The 16,080-nt window shown below is 56.6% G+C and carries 16 protein-coding genes, 1 other RNA gene and 1 pseudogene; 6 read left to right on the top strand and 12 right to left on the bottom strand.

The window, feature by feature from the left end; all coding sequences use genetic code 11:
* The first annotated feature begins 54 nt into the window (after positions 1 to 54).
* On the top strand, positions 55 to 933 hold the full coding sequence (locus U5K34_RS01575; RefSeq protein WP_322566779.1) for an NAD(+) kinase: 879 nt from the start codon (positions 55 to 57) through the stop codon (positions 931 to 933).
* 41 nt (positions 934 to 974) lie between these two features.
* On the top strand, positions 975 to 2,648 hold the full coding sequence (gene recN, locus U5K34_RS01570) for a DNA repair protein RecN (protein ID WP_322566778.1): 1,674 nt from the start codon (positions 975 to 977) through the stop codon (positions 2,646 to 2,648).
* Between the two features lie 240 nt (positions 2,649 to 2,888).
* Here recN and fur read toward each other — a convergent pair whose 3' ends face one another.
* Positions 2,889 to 3,308: a ferric iron uptake transcriptional regulator gene (fur, locus tag U5K34_RS01565; protein WP_322566801.1), complete on the bottom strand. Its 420-nt coding sequence runs from the start codon at positions 3,306 to 3,308 to the stop codon at positions 2,889 to 2,891.
* A 71-nt stretch (positions 3,309 to 3,379) separates the two neighbouring features.
* On the opposite strand from fur, the gene U5K34_RS01560 reads away from it, so the two are divergent.
* The gene (locus U5K34_RS01560) at positions 3,380 to 3,814 is read left to right on the top strand and encodes an outer membrane protein assembly factor BamE (RefSeq protein ID WP_322566777.1); all 435 of its coding nucleotides are present in this window, start codon (positions 3,380 to 3,382) and stop codon (positions 3,812 to 3,814) included.
* Positions 3,815 to 3,825: 11 nt separating this feature from the next.
* Here U5K34_RS01560 and U5K34_RS01555 read toward each other — a convergent pair whose 3' ends face one another.
* Genes U5K34_RS01555 through U5K34_RS01545 form a run of 3 tightly spaced genes read right to left on the bottom strand, consistent with a single transcriptional unit; the run spans position 3,826 to position 5,956 of the window.
* The gene (locus tag U5K34_RS01555; protein ID WP_322566776.1) at positions 3,826 to 4,140 is read right to left on the bottom strand and encodes an RnfH family protein; all 315 of its coding nucleotides are present in this window, start codon (positions 4,138 to 4,140) and stop codon (positions 3,826 to 3,828) included.
* Entirely contained in the window at positions 4,133 to 4,561 is a 429-nt protein-coding gene (locus tag U5K34_RS01550) for a type II toxin-antitoxin system RatA family toxin (RefSeq protein WP_322566775.1), read from the bottom strand. Before U5K34_RS01550 ends, U5K34_RS01555 begins: the two co-directional genes overlap by 8 nt.
* A gap of 18 nt (positions 4,562 to 4,579) precedes the next feature.
* Positions 4,580 to 5,956, bottom strand: coding sequence for a sodium-dependent transporter (locus tag U5K34_RS01545; RefSeq protein WP_322566774.1), 1,377 nt, complete (start codon positions 5,954 to 5,956; stop codon positions 4,580 to 4,582).
* A gap of 127 nt (positions 5,957 to 6,083) precedes the next feature.
* On the opposite strand from U5K34_RS01545, the gene smpB reads away from it, so the two are divergent.
* The 3 genes and pseudogenes from smpB to ssrA all read left to right on the top strand — a co-directional run bounded on the left by smpB (position 6,084) and on the right by ssrA (position 8,208).
* Positions 6,084 to 6,572: an SsrA-binding protein SmpB gene (gene smpB, locus U5K34_RS01540; RefSeq protein WP_322566800.1), complete on the top strand. Its 489-nt coding sequence runs from the start codon at positions 6,084 to 6,086 to the stop codon at positions 6,570 to 6,572.
* Positions 6,573 to 6,655: 83 nt separating this feature from the next.
* A pseudogene (locus U5K34_RS01535) lies at positions 6,656 to 7,609 on the top strand (IS481 family transposase).
* A 235-nt stretch (positions 7,610 to 7,844) separates the two neighbouring features.
* Positions 7,845 to 8,208: a transfer-messenger RNA gene (gene ssrA / locus U5K34_RS01530) on the top strand.
* A 294-nt stretch (positions 8,209 to 8,502) separates the two neighbouring features.
* Here ssrA and U5K34_RS01525 read toward each other — a convergent pair.
* The 8 genes from U5K34_RS01525 to U5K34_RS01490 all read right to left on the bottom strand — a co-directional run bounded on the left by U5K34_RS01525 (position 8,503) and on the right by U5K34_RS01490 (position 15,967).
* Entirely contained in the window at positions 8,503 to 10,440 is a 1,938-nt protein-coding gene (locus tag U5K34_RS01525; protein ID WP_322566773.1) for a putative bifunctional diguanylate cyclase/phosphodiesterase, read from the bottom strand.
* A gap of 250 nt (positions 10,441 to 10,690) precedes the next feature.
* Complete coding sequence (locus U5K34_RS01520) at positions 10,691 to 11,119, bottom strand: YeeE/YedE thiosulfate transporter family protein (protein WP_322566772.1); 429 nt, start codon at positions 11,117 to 11,119, stop codon at positions 10,691 to 10,693.
* Positions 11,119 to 11,745 (bottom strand): YeeE/YedE family protein, encoded by a 627-nt coding sequence (locus U5K34_RS01515; RefSeq protein WP_322566771.1) that lies wholly within the window; start codon positions 11,743 to 11,745, stop codon positions 11,119 to 11,121. The genes U5K34_RS01520 and U5K34_RS01515 overlap by 1 nt, the downstream gene beginning before the upstream one ends.
* 3 nt (positions 11,746 to 11,748) lie before the next feature.
* The gene (locus U5K34_RS01510; RefSeq protein WP_322566770.1) at positions 11,749 to 12,354 is read right to left on the bottom strand and encodes an ankyrin repeat domain-containing protein; all 606 of its coding nucleotides are present in this window, start codon (positions 12,352 to 12,354) and stop codon (positions 11,749 to 11,751) included.
* A gap of 167 nt (positions 12,355 to 12,521) precedes the next feature.
* Positions 12,522 to 13,184, bottom strand: coding sequence for an SPOR domain-containing protein (locus U5K34_RS01505; RefSeq protein ID WP_322566769.1), 663 nt, complete (start codon positions 13,182 to 13,184; stop codon positions 12,522 to 12,524).
* Positions 13,181 to 13,624, bottom strand: coding sequence for a DUF1249 domain-containing protein (locus U5K34_RS01500; protein ID WP_322566768.1), 444 nt, complete (start codon positions 13,622 to 13,624; stop codon positions 13,181 to 13,183). The genes U5K34_RS01505 and U5K34_RS01500 overlap by 4 nt, the downstream gene beginning before the upstream one ends.
* Before the next feature lie 233 nt (positions 13,625 to 13,857).
* Entirely contained in the window at positions 13,858 to 14,520 is a 663-nt protein-coding gene (locus tag U5K34_RS01495) for a hypothetical protein (protein WP_322566767.1), read from the bottom strand.
* A 10-nt stretch (positions 14,521 to 14,530) separates the two neighbouring features.
* The gene (locus U5K34_RS01490; protein WP_322566766.1) at positions 14,531 to 15,967 is read right to left on the bottom strand and encodes a hypothetical protein; all 1,437 of its coding nucleotides are present in this window, start codon (positions 15,965 to 15,967) and stop codon (positions 14,531 to 14,533) included.
* Positions 15,968 to 16,080: the final 113 nt, after the last annotated feature.

Below are 16,080 nucleotides of genomic sequence, written 5' to 3'. Positions count from 1 at the left end.
GGTCAAGCCCGCCCGACAGCCGTGCCGGGGGAATCGAATACGGGAAGAATAACAATGAAAAATGCTTTCAATACGATTGGACTGATTGGCAAATACGCCGACCCGGCGGTCAACGCCGCCATTGTCGAACTGGGCCAACTTCTGGAGCGGCGCCAGTGCGAGATCCTGATTGAAGAGAGCACCGCCCGGGATTTACACCAATGCGATTATCCACGGGTCAGCCTGGAAGAACTGGGGCAACGCTGCGATCTGGCCATGACCATTGGCGGTGACGGCACCCTGCTCAACGCCGCCCGCTCGCTGGTGGAAAGCAAAGTCCCGCTGCTGGGCATCAATCTGGGGCGACTCGGCTTTCTGGTGGATGTCTCGCCCGACGAGATGACACAACAAATCAATGAAATCCTCAATGGCAAATTCGAGGAAGAACACCGGATCATGCTGACCACCGTGATCCATCACCACGAAGGCCCGCCCAGCCAGAGCGATGCCTTCAATGATGTGGCGCTGCACAAATGGGAAGTCGCCCGCATGGTCGAAACCGAAACCTATATCAACGGGCGCCTGCTCAACAGCGTCCGTTCCGACGGGCTGATTATCTCCACGCCCACCGGTTCCACGGCCTATGCCCTGTCAGCGGGCGGGCCGATTCTGGAGCCGGACATGGACGCCATGATCATCGTGCCCATCTGTCCGCACACCATGAGTTACCGCCCCATTGTGGTCGACGGCGACAGTGAAATCGAAGTGGTGGTCAAAGAAGATCCCCATTCCCATGCCCAGGTCACCTGCGACGGCCAGATCAACCTGGGCGTGGTCTCGGGCGAGCGGATTCTGATCCGCAAAAAGGGGACCGTGGTCCGCCTGATCCATCCCTGCAAGCACAATCATTATGAGATACTGCGCCGCAAACTGCACTGGGGCGAGCACTTTTAAACCGTGCGGATTGTGATCGAAAAAAGGATGAGTAACACGGCATGCTGACGCATATCCATATCTGGAATTTCGCTATCGTCGAAAAGCTCGACCTGGCCATGGACAGCGAACTGACCGTCTTTACCGGCGAGACCGGCGCCGGCAAATCGATCCTGCTCGATGCCCTGAGCCTGGCGCTGGGCGATCGTGCCGACAGCGGCGTGATTCGTCACGGGGCCGACAAAGCCGAGATCAGCGTCACCTTCAGCACCGAGGACGCCCCCGACGCCGAGGCCTGGCTGGCCGAACGGGAACTGGCCAGCGAAAACGAGTGCATTATTCGCCGCACCATCAGCAGCAACGGTCCCTCCAGAGCGTTTATCAACGGCAAACCCAGTCCCATTCAAAGCCTGCGCGAGCTGGGCGAGATGCTGGTGGATCTGCACGGCCAGCACGAACACCAGTCCCTGCTCAAGCGCGATATCCAGCGCCAGCTGCTGGACGACTATGCCGGTCACCAGAGCCTGCTGCTGCAGTTGCGCGAGGTATATCAACGCTGGCAACAGCATAAAAACGAACTGGACGAACTGCGTCAGGCCAGCAGTGAGCGCGATGCCCGACTGGATCTGCTGCGCTTTCAGGTCAACGAACTGGAGACCCTGGCCCTGGAAGAGAGCGAACCGGCGGAGCTGGAACAGGAACACAAGCGACTGGCCAATGCCAGCCAGCTGCTGGAGACCAGCGAGCGGGTCAGCCAGCTGCTGCAGGACAATGACGAAACCAATGCCAGTCAACTGCTCAGCCAGTGCAGCAGTGAACTGCAGCAGCTGGCCGACACCGACGCCCGGCTCGGGACCGTCGCCGAGCTGCTCGACAGCGCGCTGATCCAGGTCCGCGAGGCCGGCAGCGAACTGCGCCACTACCTGGATGCGCTGGAGCTGGATCCCGGACGTCTGAGCTGGGTGGAACAGCGCCTCTCCGACATTCATGCCCTGGCGCGCAAACACCATGTGGCCGTCGAGGAGTTAGCCGGTGTGCTGCCCCAGCTGCAACAACAGCTCGAATCGCTGGAGCAGGCCGATGTGCAGCTGGGCCAGTTACAACAGGCGCTGGACCAGGCCGAAAACGCGTATCGTCAGCTGGCGCAGCAGTTAAGCGAGGGGCGCCGGCAGGCCGCCACGCGGCTGGCCGAACAGGCCACACAAAGCATGCAGACCCTGGGCATGGAAGGCGGTCGTTTCGATGTGCAACTGCAAGCCCGCGAGGAAGGCTTTTCGCCCAACGGACTGGAACGGGTGGAATTTATCGTCAGCGCCAACCCCGGCCAGCCGCTACGCCCGCTGAGCCGGGTCGCCTCCGGGGGCGAGCTGTCGCGCATCAGCCTGGCGATTCAGGTGATCACGGCGCAGGACACCCGCATCCCGACCCTGATCTTCGACGAGGTGGATGTGGGCATCGGCGGGCGGGTCGCCGAAATCGTCGGCCTGCAGCTGCGCGAACTGGCCACCCATCGTCAGGTACTGTGCGTCACCCACCTGCCCCAGGTCGCGGCGCTGGGCCAGCATCACTTCCAGGTCAGCAAACGGGCCGCCTCCGACGTCACCATCAGCGAGATTACCGAACTGACCCCCGAACAGCGCGTCGACGAAATCGCCCGCATGCTCGGCGGCATCGAAATCACCGACCAGACCCTCTCCCACGCCAGAGAAATGATCGACCGTGCCCAGGCGGGGTGAACTCTTTTCTAATCCACTGGAAATAACGCGGAGAACGCAAAGACGCAAAGGACGCAAAGGTTTTATTGCTTTTGGGGGAGGTGGAAAATTACGGCTGGATAATCTTACACAAGCGTCCTGCTACAAGTACTTCCTATGCGCTAACAACGCAGGTAATTCTTCAGATACACAAAAGTATTTTCTTTGCGTCCTTTGCGTCTTTGCGGCCTTTGCGTTTTTTATAGCGGCCTTAAACAGAGGTCACTTTTCTTTTTTCTGGCAGTCGGGGCAGATGCCGTATATATATAAAGAATGGTCGGTCATGGAGTAGCCGAGTTTGTCGGCGATGGCGTGCTGACGTTCTTCGATGATCTCGTCCATGAACTCATCGACGCGGCCGCATTTGACACACAGGATGTGGTCGTGGTGGGTGCCTTCGTTGAGTTCGAACACCGACTGGCCACCTTCGAAATGGTGACGGGTTACCAGGCCGGCGGCTTCGAACTGGGTCAGGACGCGATACACGGTCGCCAGACCGATTTCATCCCCGCTTTCCAGCAGGGCCTTGTAGACCTCTTCGGCGGTCATGTGCCTGACATCGCTATCCTCGAGAAAATTCAAAATCTTGAGTCGCGGCAGGGTGGCCTTGAGGCCGGCTTTTTTCAGATCCTGGCTTTCCATATCACTCTCTCTACAACCGGTCTTGCGCATGCTGTATCATGCGCCCAAGTATAACCGTATCCGGGATAGAAATGCGAAACCTTCTCATTCTGATTTTACCGGCCCTGCTCCTCGGGCCGGCGGGCTGTTCGGTCTACAAGGTCGACATCCAGCAGGGCAACACCCTCGAAGCCCGGCAGGTCAATGAACTCGAACCCGGCATGTCCCGGGAGCAGGTGGTTTACCTGCTGGGCACACCACTGATTCAGGATCCGTTTCATCCCGATCGCTGGGACTATGTCTACAGCTTCAAGCCCGGTGGCGGCGAGCCTGAAAGCCAGCATCTGACCCTCTATTTTGAAAACGGGCAACTGGCCAGGATCGACAGCTCCGCCTTTGTCGATTTCAACAAGATTTACGCGCCCACCGGTAGCGGCCGGGCCGACACGGCCAGCCAGAGTACCGGGGGCGATCGCGGCCCCGCCCCGCCGCGTCCCTCGCCCGGCGGTGGCCTGCCGATGCCCTGAGGGGCCACCGATCAGTTTTCCGACTCGCTCTCCGGCTCTTTCTTGGCCGCCCGGCGCCGCCGCGACTCCTTGGGATCGGCGATCAACGGGCGGTAGATTTCCACTCTGTCCCGCTCCCGCAATTCGGTATCCGCACGGGTGATCTTGCCAAAGATACCCAGCTTGTTCCGGGCCAGATCGATTTCAGGAAACTGTTCGAGCACCCCGGACAGCTCGATGGCTTGCTGCACCGTTGTCCCCGGCGCGACCTCCAGGGGGATGAGAACCTGCTCGTCCGGGCGCGCATAGGCCACTTCCACCGGTATTTTTGAGGCAGGCTCAGCCATACACCACCCGGGCACGTTCGATAAAAGAGTCCACCAGTGTTCCGGCAATCTTGCTGAACAGGGAGCCAAAGGTCATCCCCATCAGCTTGCTGGAAAACTCGAAATCCATCTCCAGCGACACCTTGCAGCCATCATCGCCCAGGGACTCGAATCGCCAGATCCCTTTCAGGGACTTGAACGGCCCCTTGACCAGGCTCATTTCGATCCGCTCGTGGGGATGGAGCTCATTGCGGGTGGTAAAGGATTTGTGCAGCCCGCTGTGAGCGATCTCGAGACTGGCTTCGACATGACTGTCCGTGCGGTGATGTTCCTCGGCATGATGGCACCAGGGCAAAAACTGCGGATAGGTCACAATATCATCCACCAGAGCATACATCTGGTCGGGACTGTAAGGCACCAGGGCACTTTTATTAATCTGCATAAGACATCAGGTCGCAGGTTAGATAACACCGAGCATATTCAAAAACACCAGCAAAATGGCCGCCGGCGTGACGAATTTCACCAGGAAACGCCATAGATTATAGCGTATCCCGTCGCCCAGCCCGAGCTCGTCGCGGCTCGCTTCACGGCTCATAAACCAGGCGGCGAAAATGGCGATAAACAGCCCGCCCAGCGGCAACATGATACTGGTGGTCAGGATATCCAGAATATCGAAGATCCCATTCTGCTTCAGGATGCCGGCAAATTCGAATTCAAATGCCCACTCGTTGAAGGAGAAAACACTGACCACGCCCAGCAACCAGGTCAGAATCCCCGCGTAAAGCGTGGCCGTGATCCGGCGCAGGTTAAAGGTTTCCACCAGCCAGGTGACCACCGGCTCCAGCAGGGAAATACTCGAGGTCCAGGCCGCGAAGCTCAGCAAAACAAAAAACAGGCTGCCAAACAGCACCCCGCCCGGCATATGCCCGAAGGCCAGCGGTAAACTGATGAAGATCAATCCCGGACCGGCGGCCGGCTCCATATGGTTGGCAAAAATAATCGGGAAAATGGCCATGCCCGCCAGCAAGGCAACACCGGTATCGGCCAGGGCAATCGTAAACGTGGTCCGGGCGATGGACGCCGAACGCGATAAATAGGCGCCATACACCATGATCGCCCCCATGCCGAGACTCAGGGTAAAGAAGGCCTGGCCCATGGCCGTCAGCACCCCGCCCCAGGTCAGAGCGGAAAAGTCCGGGTTGAACATGAAATGCAGGCCCTGCATAAATGCGTCCCCCTGACTCATGGCGTAACCCACCATCAGTAACAACAATAAAAACAGGGCAGGCATCAGAAACTTGACGGCCGATTCCAGCCCGCTTCTAACCCCGCGGGCGACGATCATCATGGTCATGGCCATAAACAGTGTATGCCAGAACAACAGGGTTTCGGGGTGCGCCAGAAAACGCTCCAGAAACAGGCTCTCGACACCATCGGCCGTGGCCCCGGTAAAGGCGCCGCTGGCCGAGCGAAAGACATAGGCCAGCGACCAGCCGGCAATGACACTGTAAAAGGAAAGAATCAGGAATCCGGCCAGCACGCCCAGCCAGCCCAGCCATTTCCAGTTGGGATTGTGGCCCGATTCGACGGCCAGATCATACATGGTATTGATCGGGCTCTGGCGGCCCCGTCGCCCCAGCATGATCTCGGCCATCATCACCGGAATCCCGATCACGGCGATACAGGCCAGATAGACCAGAACAAACGCACCGCCACCGTTCTCACCGGTGATATAAGGGAACTTCCAGATATTGCCCAGACCAACCGCTGACCCGGTCGCCGCCAGGATAAATGCCCAGCGCGACGACCACTCCCCATGCATCGATTTGCGTGCCATGCCCCTGCTCCATTATTTTCGTTATGCCCGGATTTTCGGTGAATTCGCGCCCCGGCTCAACCTTCCGGACCGCTTTTGTTCCCGCTCAACTATCTGCCCTCGCGCCGCTCCGGTATAATGCATGGCTATGAGCAAGCCCAAAAAAACCAAATCAGGACACACCAGCAACACGATCGTGCTGAACAAGAAATCCCGCCACGATTATATCCTGGAGGAACGTTTCGAGGCCGGACTGGCGTTGCAGGGCTGGGAAGTCAAGAGCTTGCGCGAGGGACGCGTACAGATCCGGGACAGCTACGTGATCCTCAAGGATGGCGAAGCCTGGTTGCTGGGCGCGGTCATCACTCCCCTGCCCACCGTGTCCACCCATATTCAGCCCGAACCCCAGCGGACCCGCAAGCTGTTACTGCGCCACGATGAACTGAACAAGCTGATCGGCGCCGTGGAACGCAAGGGCTACGCCCTCATTCCCACCGCCCTGTACTGGAAAAAGGGCCGCGCCAAACTGGAAATCGCCCTCGCCAAGGGCAAACAGGCCCACGACAAACGCGCCGCCATCAAGGAACGCGACTGGCAGCGGGACAAACAGCGAATCATTAAAGGTACTAGGTCCTAGGTGTGATCTCTCAATAGGTTGTTCATCCGGAACGATCCCGGAAGAATGGAGGTGTGAACAAACCAACCTTCCAGGAGTCCCGGATGAACATTCATAAAAATGCCCGATTAACGCCTCAAGGTCGAGCCCTTTTGGTTCAACGTGTGCTCGAAGAGGGGCTGCGTCCCACCGAAGCGGCCCAGGCCGCCGGCGTCAGTCCCCGCACGGTCTATAAGTGGTTGGCCCGTTTTCGTGACGAAGGAGAAGTCGGTTTGCGGGACCGCTCTTCCCGGCCCCACGCCAGTCCCCGAGCGACCGCCGAGCCGGTCCGTGCCCAGATCATCGAACGCCGCCGCCAACGCCAGACCTACCGTCAAATTGCCCAGGCCCTGAACCTCGGCCATAGCACGGTCGCCCGACTGCTCCAACGTGAAGGACTCAATCGCCTCGGGGCATTGGCGCCGGGCCGGCCCGATAATCGCTACGAGCACGCGGCACCGGGGGACCTGTTACATCTGGATATCAAGAAGCTGGGCCGCTTTGTCCGCCCCGGGCATCGGATCACCGGGGAACGGCAGCGCAAAAGTCGCGGCGCCGGTTGGGAGTATGTGCATGTGGCCATCGATGACCACTCGCGGGTGGCCTTTAGCACGATTTACCCCGATGAGACCGGCCAAAGCGCCTGCCGGGCCTTGCTGGCGGCGGTGCGTTACTATGCCCACCTCGGGATCCACTTCAAGCAGGTGTTGACCGACAACGGGGCCTGTTACCAGTCCCGACGCTTTGCGCGACTGTGCCAACGCCTGGGACTGACACACCGCCGGACGCGGCCCTACAGTCCGCGCACCAACGGCAAGGCCGAACGGTTCATTCAAACCGCGTTGCGCGAGTGGGCCTATGCCCGGCGCTTGACGCCAGTTCGACCAGCGGGAGCAGCATCTGTAGGCGTGATTGTATCAGTACAACTGGCATCGGCCTCCTGGAAGGTCTGGTTTGTTCACACCTCCATTCTTCCGGGATCGTTCCGGATGAACAACCTATTGAGAGATCACACCTAGGCACCAGGTCCTGGAAAACCAGCCTGTTCCCGATCCATCGGCCTGATAAAGCATCCGGCGGACATAAACCCCGCGGTATCGCGCACAGCCGGTGCCGGACACCGCTACGCTCAGTCCGGCCTACCCACTACCCACTTTCCTAGCCCCTAGTACCTAGTATCTTGTTAATTCTCGCAGAGCCCCTATATAAGTACGGAACTATCCGCTAGAATAGCAGTCGAAAGAATAGACCAATGGGGGCGACCTGGATTCGACGTGGGTTGCGAAACCGGAGGTGCATGCCGAGGTGCAGATAACCTCGTAAATCAATCTGCAAACCTTATAGTTGCCAACGACGACAACTACGCACTCGCCGCTTAAAACCCGGTAGGGTGCCCTCTGACTGAAGCCGTGCCTGTGCGTTCAGATTCCAGGGGTCATATCTCACAGGATCGCGTCAAAGCTCGTCCGGGGCAGCGACGTTAAAACCTAACCGGAATCGCCGTCAGTTGGCCCTGCCCGTCGGGTTGCTGCCGGTTAAAATAATAGACGCGGATAAGCATGTAGAGCCAATGGCAGAGGACTCGCGGACGCGGGTTCGATTCCCGCCGCCTCCACCATCCAGTCAAAACGCCACCTTTTCGGTGGCGTTTTTTATTGTCTGTCGATATCAAATTCTGCTCGCAAAACGGGTAGTATGATGAAAGCCCTCCAAGAGGGTGCTATATCAGGTGCCGGGTGCATAGAATGCACCCTTGTATCTCTCTCGCAGAGACGCAGAGCACGCTGAGAATGCGCAATATCAGGTTTCTCTGCGCCGTAGTGTCTCCGCGAGATATCCGCTTTTTTCCTTGACTGTGACACGCCGGCCCCAAACAGGGATAACCACCGAAATCCGGGCCATTACGTATTCTTCAGGCAGACAGTTCCTGCTCGAGCAGCTTCTGGAACTCGGCTGCGGGCACCGGCCGGCTGAAATAATACCCCTGGCCGATCGTGCATCTCTGTGCTTGCAGAAAATCACAATGCGTCTTTTCTTCGACCCCCTCGGCAATCACCGTCAGCTGCAGATTCTCCGCCATGGCCAGAATCGCGCGCACGATAGCCGCGTCCTCGGGATCGCTGACAATATCCCGGATGAAATCCCGATCAATTTTCAGCTTGTTAACCGGAAGTCGTTTGAGATAGCCCAGCGAGGAATAGCCGGTCCCAAAATCGTCAATAGTAATCGTCGCACCGTGTTTTTGCAGTTCGGTCAGAATCCGGATGGCACTGTCGGTATCTTGCATCAGAATCGACTCGGTGATTTCCAGTTCGAGATCGGAAACCGATAACTGATAATAATCACAGGTACTCAAGATATGCCTGACCAGATCACCCCGTTGTAACTGCACGCCGGAAACATTAATCGCTATCTGCTGAATTTCGTAACCTGCCTCGCGCCACTGGCGCAACTGCTCGCAGGCCCGGGTGATAACCCAGTCACCAATCGGGACGATCAGTCCGGTCTCCTCGGCGATCGGGATGAAACGGTCCGGCGGGATCATACCCAGTTCGGGATGCGACCAGCGTAACAGGGCTTCGGCGGAGGTAATGCTGCCGTTTTTCAACTGGTTTTGAGGCTGGTAATGTAAATCCAGCTGGTTTTTCTCGATAGCCTGGCGCAGATTGGTTTCAAGCGTCAGTTTTTCATGAGCCTTGCGGGATAATTCCGAGGTAAAAAACTGGAATCCGTTGCGACCCTGTTCCTTGGCACGATACATGGCCGCATCGGCGTTTTTCAGCAACGTTTCCACATCCCTGCCATCATCGGGACTGATGCAAATCCCCATGCTCAGACTCAGGTGCAGGTGATTCTCATTGATGACAAACGGGTCGATAAAGGTATTGAGCAGCTTTTCGGCAAAATAGACTATATGCTCATCCGATTCAATATTCTCCAGCAGCACCACAAACTCGTCACCACCCAATCGCGCTACCGTGTCGGATTTGCGAATATTCATGAGAAAACGCGATGCCGCGTCTACCAGCAATTTGTCACCCAGGGCGTGGCCCAGTGTATCGTTGATATTCTTGAATCGATCCAGATCGATAAAGATAATGGCCAGTTTGGTTTTTTCCCGCGCGGATTTCTCCAGCGCCTGGGTCAGGCGATCCATAAACAGAACCCGGTTGGGCAGCGAAGTTAGAGGATCGTGATAAGCCAGAAAGTCGAGTTTTTCCTGCGACTGCCTGATGGCGCTGATGTCAGAGAAAATGGAGACATAATTGAGTACTTCACCGGCATCATTACGAATCATGTTTATGGTTTGCCAGGCCGAAAACAACTCGCCATTTTTACGTCGGTCCCAGATTTCACCGCGCCAAACCCCCTGATTTTGAAGCTGTTCCCACACTTCGGCATAAAAATCCCGATCGTGAGTACCGGAACTGAGGATATTCGGCTCCTGACCCAGCAGTTCTTCTCTCTCATAGCCGGTAATATGCAGCAGGGCCTCATTGACCTCAATTATGCGGTTGTTGTGGTCGGTCACCACCACACCTTCGCTGGTGTTTTCCAGCACCACCGCAGACAGTTTCTGGCGGTTGAAATCCTCACGCTGTCGGGTCACATCGAAGCCCATACCTTGTGTCGTGACCCGATGACGCTCGAGCATCTCACCCACGGCATCTGCCACAAGCCCGAGGGGATCCTGCTCAAGCAGGGCCTGGTCATTGAGTTCATCAGGCTCAAACGTATTTACCCCTGCAAGGGGTAACAGGCGTCGAAGATGGTGACGAAGATAGCGAACGGCGTTGTCATGTATCGCCGTCGAGTCGCCGGATCGGGGAGTGTTTTTATTGTCTGACACGCGGCGACTCATTATGCTTATTAATTAAATTCAATCTGCAATACTGCCCCGGCCAGGGACTGGCAAAATAACAGGACAACAGTCTGGTGAATATAACAATGCCCGGTCGGGGTGCCAACCCTGTTCCGGGTCGCATTGCCGGCTAAAAGACCATCTCGTACAAGACGTTACAAATGTGTAACAGTTAGTAACACATCACTTGCTAATCCGGCTCATTACTCCGTGCAAGACCAATTCAATGCGAAAGTCTTCAGTCACTCACACAGGAACCGGTATCCCAGCGGAAATAGCGGGCGTGGGCTTTTTTGTGCAGATAGATGCCCAGCACGATACCGACCATCGTCATCAGTGCCGGAATTTTTCCGGCACCGAGCTGGATAAACACCATACTTGGACAGGCGCCACAGACCGCCCAGCCGAAGCCGAATAACATGCTGCCGGGAATGGTCCCCGGCTGGAAAAACTTTTCCTGTTTGGGAATACGGCGCGCCAGGATGATAAATCCCAGTAATGACAGGGCAACGGCGCCGGCGAAGGCATACAACATGCGCAGATCTTCCAGAATGAACATATTATGCAGCTCGTCATAATCACCAAAGCCGATCCGTGCGATCACATAGCCCATCAGACCGCCCATCAGCCCATAGGAGAGATACATGCGTATTCTGGACTGTTTCATCAGATTGCCGCCTCCATTAATAAAGACAGACCAATGGCACTGAGCATGAATACCACGGTGGAAAGCAAACTGGCGGGAATCAGTCGGGCGCAACCGCTCAGGCCATGACCGGAAGTACAGCCTCCCGCCATCTGGGCGCCAAAGCCAACCATCATGCCGCCAAACAACAACGCCAGCCAGACTTCCATGGGGCCGCCGAATATGCGGCTGTGGGTATCGCTCAACTGGAGTTCAATTTCAAACTGCCCGGAGGTCAGAGCCGCAATCAGACCGCCGATGAACATGGCCAGCAGAAAGGTCAGATGCGCGGTCCACGGTGTGTGGCTTACCGCCTGTGTTGCTGCCGTGGCTACGCCATCTTCGGTTGACATCTCATCGGCGGATTTCTCATCCACGGCACCGGCGCCGAATTCCGCCAGGGTCGCGGCCAGCAGAGCATCCTCGATCTCGCCATCATCGGCCTCTTCGAGTTGTGCAGCGGAACGGGCCAGCTCCCGGTCTTCCTTCCAGCCGACCACCTTGGCCCAGCTGCCGGAGACTCCGAGCATTTTACCGATCAGCAACAGGTAACCGAGACTGACTCCACCCAGCGCCAGCGCGCCAATCCACCAGGGCCAGTATTCCACCGCTCAGGCCTCCCTGGAACGAAACGGGTTCAGGCGACGTAACAAACCAACCACTTCGTTCATTTCCGGTTCGGCGTTGGTTTCGGCTTGCGCCGTGGCGGACGCCGGTGACGTCTTGCGGGTCGGATTGGCGGCCATGTGCTTTTTCAATATCTGCTCGCAATCACCGAAACCGGCCTCCCGGGCCAGTTCGATAGCCCGTTTCCCCTCGCCATTGGTCGCATGGGGATCACAGCCGTATTCGAGCATCAGTTTCACCAGTTCCGCGTTGCCAACGGCCACCGAGGCCATCAGCGGCGTCATGCCGTCTTCGGTCTTGAGCTCATAGGAAGACATGCCGGTCTTGATCAGCGAGCGAACGACCCCGACCCGCTGTTTCTGGATGGCATTGAATAGCGCCGAGGCGCTGATCTGCTCCTTGGAGCGACGCTCGACCATCTTGCCGTTGGGCAGCAGGGTCAGGGGGACCGGTTTACCCTCCAGCGCGAGCTGATAGCGGGCACACTGGTCGAAAACCCCCTCACAATAGTGTTGTTTCCACAATTTTAACGACGCATCGGCCGCAAACTGGGCGTAAAGCTGGCAATTGGTGGTATGTGAACATGTCATGGCACTTCACCCCCCGTGAAGTGGTTGTCCGGGCCGGACTCCTGAAATTGACCCGGTATTGCAAGTCCTGTTCAGTGTGTCGGCAAACAAACTGTGAACTTTAGCACGGTTTTACCTGACAACCAGGAGGGTTATCAACCACCGGGAACCCGGCTAAAAGAGGCGGTTTACTCGTCGGCCATACTTGCCTGGATCTGGCGCAATTGCCTGACCCAGGGTTGCCACTGACGTAAGGCTTCAGGGAGCGTCTCGATCGCCCGGGTGGCATCGGCCACCGAGGGATAGGTGCCATACACCAGAGCATACTGGTTGCGTTTTTTATTCAGGAAATAGCCCCCGCGCCCCTGGAGCTGGTATTCGACGTAATAGCGCTTGATCAACCGGCTATTGCGACTGCTGGCCAGCTGAAGCGTGTAGTTACCAGGCTCCTGAACCCGTATCCACTCCTGCGGACCAAACACAAGTTCAACCTGTGGCGGCTGCCCGGGCTGGACCGCGTCCTGCCGCAACTGGGCATAGGCATTGACTATCCCGCCACGCGCCGCTCGCTTGAACCAGTACTTCGCCAGCTGTCTGTTAGAGGCGACACCGATACCATTTTTATAAAACAGGGCGAGATCGTATTGCGCGACCGGGTCATCCGCCTCGGCGCGTTGCTTCAAAATGGACAGGGCCCGATCATGCTCCCCGCGCTGACTGGCCGATAGCGCCTGCGCCACGGTGTCGGCAAAGGCCGGATTGATCATCAGCCCCATCAACAGTACAGCAGCAGTGGCAAGATAAAATGGAAAATGAATAACTCGCCCCATACTGGCCTTTAACCGGTTCATGACAGGGTGACACTGCGATCGGCCTGCCGATGACGGTTAATGAACATGGTTAACCAGTCATGCAGCAACAGATTCGCCTGGCGTTTCTCGTCCGGCAACAACATGCCGCTGTTGGGCAACTCATAGCGCGCCAACAGCCGCTCCACACCCTGATACCCGATCACCTCCGCGAGCATGGCATCATGGTACACACGCACGCTCATACAAAGATCGCGCAATAGTGGCGAGCTGGCGTCAAAGCGCTGGGATAGCTGCAGCCGCTGGGTATAGGGGCCAAAATCGGTGACCTGAATATCCAGCCTGTGCTGCTCGTGTGTAATTTGATAACTCTCCTGACGGCCATGGTGCAGGTCCGGGAGCAACAGACACAAGAACCGGTAGTTCTTTTCATAGAACCACATCGGTTGCCGGCGTCGGTGTTGTGCAATCGTATGACTCATCAGACTATAAATCAGTAAACCATGCCGTATCTATCGGTCCGGTCAGGAGATTCTTGAACCTTCACAGGTTACCACCGTGGCTACAGGATGTGTAGGCCCGCACTCACAGAAAAGAACAGGACGACCGCGGGGGAACGGCAGAAAAGGCGACAAAACCGGCTCGATGGCCGCACAAAAAACGGGCCGTCAGTTACCCGACGGCCCGTCTTCAGCAGAATCCGATAACCGTTATTTCAATCGAAATCCATGACCGACTCCAGGCGCTCCATGTCGTTAACCACCTTCCATTGGCCACCGCCGGATTCGACCCGGTTCTGCCACTCTTCCAGGCGACTCATGTATTTGCGCGGGTCAACATTATCACTGCTTAACTTGATAACGTTCAGCGCCACGACATTGAAGCCATCCAGCTGCAGCGGTATATCCCGCACATACCCCTCTTTCAGATCCTCTTTCATATCGGAGAAGATCAGAATTGTCTTGTTTCCCGGTCCGACCTCGTTGAGATGCTCGATCGCCTGCAGGATACCGCCGGTGATATCGGTATAGGAGCTGGGCTTCACCTCTTTGACAAACGTATCGATCGTCTCGCGAAATTTGCGTCGTTGCATATTGGCCTGGCTGGGGCGCGTATCGAACGTTTGTCGATGGACAATATCCTTGCCGCTGAAGCTGCCCGTATCAATACGCGCCACGGCAAACGTATCGCCCGGCTCCAGCTCGCTCAGTATATAATTGATAATACGCTGGGCGTCGGTTAACTGCTCGGTATAGGTGCCCGATGTATCCAGCAGCATATAAACACCGTGGTCGCGCGCCTGATTATGTCTGGAGCAGCCGCTGACAATAGCCAGCGCCGCGACCATTATCAGAATAAGCAGTTTCGTTGATTTCATTTCTCCCCCCTTAAAATGCGGATGCGGTATCAATTTTCTTGTTTTTATCTCCACTTTTTCCTGGTTCCCTGTTTGTCGCTATCAGTCGTTCAATTAACAGGGGCGCAAAAATAACCAGATCGTAAATATTGACAAGCACCTTCGCGGCATAGCGTGAGATATTCCCGACAAACCGTAGCAGCCATGCCAGGCTGCGCAGGAACGCAACACCGATAATCCCAAGAACTGTACGCAATGAATGCACAAAAGACTCGAGCGGAATCGCAACAAAGACCAGCGCAAACGGCAGCATAAAGCCCAGTCCCATCTGTGCGGCAGTGGTAATCCACAGATAGCCGCCCTGAACGACTTCCTCGCCGCCGGTCAGCATGGAGGCCTGTTTCATTTCAAGCAGCCATTCACGCATATAGGCCAGACCGGCTTCCACCGAGGCCAGAACAAGCAGAATCGTGAAGGTGATCCAGATCATACGCACCCGTATCTTGTCCGGCAGGGCACCGATAATGGGAAACAGCCGGGTGATCCGCATGGATTCCATCAGAAAAATTCCCATGGCGATTTCCACGAGAATGATCACCAGCGCCGCGACATCCGAGGTTGGCATGCCGATAATTTCACTTTTCGCCCCCACCATTTCCGACATCGGCAAGGCGATCAAATTAAAGTTAATCATCGCGCCACCAATGGCGATAACCAGCACGAAGGAAGAGATAAAAAACTGGGTAATAGATGAGGAAGAGAGCATCTCCATGGCACGATTACTGTGTTTCTGGATATTCTCATACTCGTCCATATGCCGATCGATGGTGACCGAACGCTGTAACAGACTGTTGACGTTCTTGTCGACCTTGCCGAGTATCTGCTTGACGTTGCGCCAGTGCGGCATCATGTTATTCAGCAACTGATGGCGTTTGTGGCTGGCCTTGCGATACTCTTCCAGTGCCCGGGTGTTGGCCTTGACCAGGGATTGATGAATATCCTCGAGGACATTACCAACCATCGGATCACCCTTGGTGGACGGAATCTTGGCGACAGCTTCCACCGCCTTGACCCAGGCCGGCGGTTCCGGTGGCACTTCGGTGCTTTCCTTGTAGTCCTCGTCGATCTTGGCAATTTCCTCGCTCAACTGACGATGTAGTGAGGGATACTCCGCCAGATCCTTGCGTACGGTGGCATCAATTCGCTCAAATTCCCTTTCGATAATGCGCTCGGCGGCTTCCCTGCCCTGGTTCAGCAAGACTTCGCGGTTGCGGTCCAGCAGCCGTTTTTCGGCACGCATGATGGCCGCGGCGGTCAGGCGCATGGCACTGTGCAGTACCTGGCCAAAAGAACGAATAGCGCGATGGGCGTGAGCACGGGCCGCCCACAACACAAAACTCAGGATAATGAACCAGATCAGCACGCTCAACAAAACGCTGCCGGGCACGATCATTAATATCTCACTCATTATTATCTCCTCACATCCTGTCAGAACATAACGGTTCCAACCCGGGCATGGTAACGGTATTCAAGCTGACAAAACCGATAAGCGGATCACAGAACATCCGCCGTTATTTTAAT

The organism is Thiohalophilus sp. (assembly GCF_034521165.1).
Taxonomy (GTDB): Bacteria; Pseudomonadota; Gammaproteobacteria; order UBA6429; family Thiohalophilaceae; genus Thiohalophilus.
Note: the sequence above shows the minus strand (reverse complement) of the source record. Positions and strands in the feature narration are given on the sequence as shown.